General features: G+C 56.6%; 3 protein-coding genes. All 3 read left to right on the top strand.

The genetic code is table 11. The features are described 5' to 3' along the window. Window positions 1-182: 182 nt before the first annotated feature. On the top strand, window positions 183-1424 hold the full coding sequence (locus ACE3NW_RS12000; protein ID WP_374283715.1) for an efflux RND transporter periplasmic adaptor subunit: 1242 nt from the start codon (window positions 183-185) through the stop codon (window positions 1422-1424). Between the two features lie 3 nt (window positions 1425-1427). Then, on the top strand, window positions 1428-4553 hold the full coding sequence (locus tag ACE3NW_RS11995) for an efflux RND transporter permease subunit (RefSeq protein WP_374283713.1): 3126 nt from the start codon (window positions 1428-1430) through the stop codon (window positions 4551-4553). A gap of 171 nt (window positions 4554-4724) precedes the next feature. Next, the coding region (locus ACE3NW_RS11990) for a helix-turn-helix domain-containing protein (RefSeq protein ID WP_374279632.1) at window positions 4725-4875 on the top strand (151 nt) is incomplete at its 3' end.

The raw sequence follows: 4875 nt of genomic DNA, 5'->3' as shown, positions 1-4875 counted from the left end.
ATAGCGGCAATGTGCCGCTTGAACTGGCGGCCTAGAAAATGCCTTGGGTTTAAGACACCCTATGAAGTTTTTTTAGAAGACGCCAATACCCAAGGACTGGGTGTTGCACTTTGAACTTGAAACCGCGAGACAAAAGGGCAAGCAGGTTTTTGCTTGCCCAAATACGAATAGAGGTGTTTGTAATGTGCCGGTTTAGCAAGAAAAAATTTCGACTTTGTCTGCTCGTGTCCTTGTGGCTGACCGTGCTCGCCCTTGGCTGCACCAAGGCGGAAGAGCCTGGCCCAGCCCATGCCGAGGTGCAATACCTGGTGCTGGGGGAAGAAAAGCTGACTCTGAGCAGCACACTGCCGGGCAGGGTCTCCGCGCTGGTAACGGCAGAGGTTCGGCCTCAGGTTGACGGCATTGTTATTGAGCGGCTTTTTGAAGAAGGCGCAGATATAAAAAAAGGCCAGGTCTTGTACCGCATAGACCCGGCCATCTATCAGGCGGCCCACGCCACCGCCCGGGCCACGCTTGCGGAGGCAAAGGCCGCTGTTACAGCTGTAGCCCTGCTGGAAAAACGTCAGCGGATGCTGATCACACAGCACGCCGTAAGCCAGCAGGAGCTGGACAACTCCATCTCGCAGCATGGCCAGGCCCGCGCCCGCGTTGCCAGGGCGGAGGCCGAACTTGAAACTGCGGCCATCAATCTTGCCTATACAGAAATAAAAGCCCCGGTGTCTGGCCGCATTGGGGCCTCTGCCGTTACGGTCGGCGCTCTGGTTACGGCCAGACAGCTATCCGCCCTGGCCGTTATCCAGCAGATTGACCGCGTCTATATTGATATAACGCAATCCAGCGCAGAGGCGATCCGCCTGCGCCGCGCCCTTGCGCAAGGCCGCATATCTGCAAACGGCAATACCGCCAAAATTCGTCTGACACTGGAAGACGGTTCGCCTTATACGCCAGTCTCCACAGCGGCGCATGCTGGTGAATCGGCCTGGATACAGGGCGACCTGCTTTTTTCTGAAATATCTGTGGCGCAGAGCACGGGGAGCATCATGTTGCGGGCTGTGGTTGATAATCCTGACGGGCTGCTGCTTCCGGGCATGTATGTTAAGGCCACCATTGAAGAAGGCTCGGTTGACAAAGCAGTGATGATCCCGCAGGGGGCCGCCTTTGTGAACAATACGGGCGGGCACTCTGTGTACGTGTTGCAGAAGGAAGGCGCGCAAGACGGGGTTTATCGATTTGTGCGGCGCGATGTGAGTATTGACCGCGCATACGGCAACCGCTGGATTGTGGGGGCAGGCCTCTGCGCTGGCGACCTGCTTGTGGTTGAGGGCTTCCAGAAAGCGGCCCCCGGTGAGTTTGTGCGGGGCGTACCCGCGCAATCATTGCAGGCCAAGGCCGCCGACGCGGCCTCAACCACAGGGGCGCGGTAGGGTATGGCAGCTTTTTTTATCAGTCGCCCCATATTCGCCTGGGTTATTGCCATCATCATTATGCTGGCCGGGCTGTTGGCTCTGGGCAAGCTCCCAGTTGCGCACTACCCGGATATCGCCCTGCCGCAGATATCCATCTCTGCCCAGTACCCCGGAGCGACCGCGTCCATTGTTGACCGCAGCGTCACGCAGATCATTGAGCAGCAGATAAAAGGCCTGGATAACCTGCTGCATATGAAATCAACCAGCAGTTCCTCCGGCGGAACGGAAATTATCCTCACCTTTGCTGCGGGCACGGATGCCGATACAGCGCAGGTGCAGGTGCAGAACAAGGTACAGCAGGCTCTTTCCCTGCTGCCCGATACAGCGCAGCGGCTGGGCGTTCAGGTATCCAAAGCAGTGGACAATTCGTTCATGACAGTGGCTTTTTACGATGCCAGCGACACCATGCGCCCCAATGACATAAGCGACTACGTGGCAAGCTCGCTGGTTGATCCCCTAAGCCGCGTTCAGGGGGTTGGCGTAATTACACTTTACGGTTCTCAGAATGCCATGCGCATCTGGTGCGACCCGGACAAAATGCGCCAATACAAGCTGAATCCACAGGATATTGTCGCTGCCGTGCGCGCCCAGAACGCCCAGATTGCTGGCGGCCAGGTGGGGGCGACCCCTGCCCTGCCGGGACAGGAGATCAGTATTGCCATCAACGCCTCATCCAGCCTGGAAACAGCGGAACAGTTTGAACAGATACAGCTGCGAGTGGAAGAAAACGGCTCCGCAGTGCTGCTCAAGGATGTTGCCCGTATCGAGCTGAATGAAGAGAGCTCCATGGGGGTCACGTTTTTTAATGGGCATGCAGGTACGGGGCTGGCTTTCAAGCTGTCATCCGGGGCCAATGTTCTGCAAACCACCAAGGGCATCAAGGCGGCATTGCAGTCGCTTGCCGGATTTTTCCCGCCGGGGCTCAAATATGCCTATGCTGATGACCGCGCGCCCATTGTGGAAAAATCCATACGGTCGGTTGTGCGTACCCTTTTTGAGGCCATTGCCCTTGTTGTGGCGGTGATGTTTGTGTTCATGCAGAGCTACCGCGCCACGCTTATCCCGGCCATTGCCGTGCCTGTGGTCTTGCTTGGAGTGTTTGCGGTATTTGCGGCAATGGGGTTTTCCATCAATACGCTGACCATGTTTGGCATGGTGCTGGCCATCGGCCTTTTGGTGGATGACGCCATAGTTGTGGTGGAAAATGTGGAACGCCTCATGCGCGATGAGGGGCTTGCTCCCAGAGAGGCCGCGCTCAAATCCATGCGGCAGATAACCGGGGCGCTTGTGGGCGTTGCCGTGGTTATTTCCGCCGTCTTTGTTCCCATGGCCTTTATGCCCGGCTCCACCGGGGCGATCTTCCGGCAGTTTTCCGTGACGATTGTTGCGTCAATGGTGCTTTCCGTGGTGGTTGCCATTGTGCTAACGCCTGCCCTGTGCGCCACCATGCTGCGCGCGCATGCCACAGGAACGGGCGAAGGGTTCTTTGGGGGCTTCAACAGGTGGTTTGCCGCCATTACGGAACGCTATATCCATGGCGTGAGCGGCATGGTGGGCAAACCTCTGCGGTGGGGCGTGGTATTTGGGGCATTGGCAGCCGGATGCCTGGCTTTGTTCCTGCTTTTGCCCTCGGCATTTTTGCCGGATGAAGATCAGGGCATCCTGTTTGTTGATGTGCAGTTGCCGCCGGGCGCATCGCTTGAGCGTACGGAAAAGATAGTCAAAGAGGTTGATGCCTACTTTCGCAACGAAGAAAAGGATTCCATTGAAAGCGTCATGTGCGTTATCGGCTGGGGATTCAGCGGTTCCGGCCAGAACTCGGCCATGGTGTTTCCCCTGCTCAAGGACTGGAGCAAACGCGGCAAGGGGCAAAGCGCCTTTGATGTGATGGAGCGCGCCATGGCCCGGTTTTCATCCATAACCGGGGCGGAAATATTTGTGATGTCACCACCGGCGGTCATGGAGCTTGGCACGTCCTCTGGCTTTGAGCTGGAACTGATGGATCGCGGTGGCAAAGGGCACGCGGCATTGCTCAACGCCAAGGATGCCCTGCTGGATAGTGCGGCAAAATCCACGGCTGTTTCCAGCGTAAGATATAGTGGTATGGCCGATACCGAGCAGTATGATCTGGTCATCGACAACAGCAAGGCTGGCGCTTACGGCCTGAGCAGGGCCGAAATAAACAGCGCCATCAGCGCCTACTGGGCAGGCGAGTATATCAACGATTTTTCGGACAAGGGCAGAACAAAAAAAGTCTACCTCCAGGCGGAGCCATCGGTTCGCGCCGGGGCGGGTGATTTCAGCAGATACTACGTGCGCAACGGCAAGGACGAGATGGTGCCGTTCTCCAGTTTTATCGGCGTTAAGTCCGTTCTGGCTTCCCCAAGTTTGACCCGCTATCAGGGCATACCGTCCGTAAAGATTGAAGGGGCCGCCGCACCGGGGCAAAGCAGCGGGCAGGCCATGGCGGCAATAGAAAAAAGCGCGGCAAATCTGCCATCCGGTTTTGACTATGCCTGGACGGGGCTTTCGTATCAGCAGCGCACAGCCACCAGCCAGGCTCCGATATTATACGCAGTGTCCATAATTGTGGTCTTTCTCTGCCTGGCCGCGTTGTATGAAAGCTGGACTATACCGCTGGCAGTGCTGCTGGCAGTGCCCACGGGTGTCATTGGCGCATTGGGCGGCGTGTACTTGCGTGGGATGAATAACGATATTTATCTACAGATTGCCCTGCTGACCATTATTGGACTGTCGGCCAAAAATTCAATTTTGATCGTGGAATTTGCCAGGGCACTGCATAAGGGCGGCAAAGACGTGGTTTCGGCCACCGTGGAGGCCTCTCGGCTTCGGTTGCGGCCTATCATAATGACATCGTTATGTTTTGTTCTCGGTGTGTTGCCGCTGGCGTTCAGCAACGGTGCGGGGTCGGGGGCGCAAAATGCCTTGGGAACAGCAGTGCTGGCAGGCATGCTTACCGCTACAGGGCTGGGTGTGTACTACACACCGCTGTTTTTCATCGTCGTGACCCGTATTTTCAGCCGAAAACAAAAGAACTGCGCCGCCTCTGCCAGGTCTGAGGCGTAGCCCGCAGGGCATTGAGCTGGCCTGAACAGTTGCAACCATATTACAGACAACGGAATGGAGTTTATTTCATTGGCGGATTCAACTTGCAAGTGCAACACCCTCAAAGTTGAATGAAAAGGCAAGGTGGTATAGCCCTTTAGCCTCTCCATCCAACCAAAGATTGAGGGGCGTATGGGCTATGCACACCTTGCCAGGGAAGAACGGTACTACATCTGCCAGGCAGTGAAAAGTGGAACGTCACTGAGGGCCATAGCCAAAGCGATAGGCCGTAGCGTCTCAACTGTAAGCCGCGAACTTGCGCGAAATACCGGGGCGCGTGGCT

This window comes from Desulfovibrio sp. (assembly GCF_041907885.1).
GTDB lineage: Bacteria > Desulfobacterota > Desulfovibrionia > Desulfovibrionales > Desulfovibrionaceae > Desulfovibrio.
This window is presented reverse-complemented; position numbering and strand designations above follow the sequence as displayed.

Bases quoted from the DNA above. Each gene is read 5' to 3' on its own strand.
- ACE3NW_RS12000 (WP_374283715.1), top strand. From the start codon at position 183: ATGTGCCGGTTTAGCAAGAAAAAATTTCGACTTTGTCTGCTCGTGTCC.
- ACE3NW_RS11995 (WP_374283713.1), top strand. From the start codon at position 1,428: ATGGCAGCTTTTTTTATCAGTCGCCCCATATTCGCCTGGGTTATTGCC.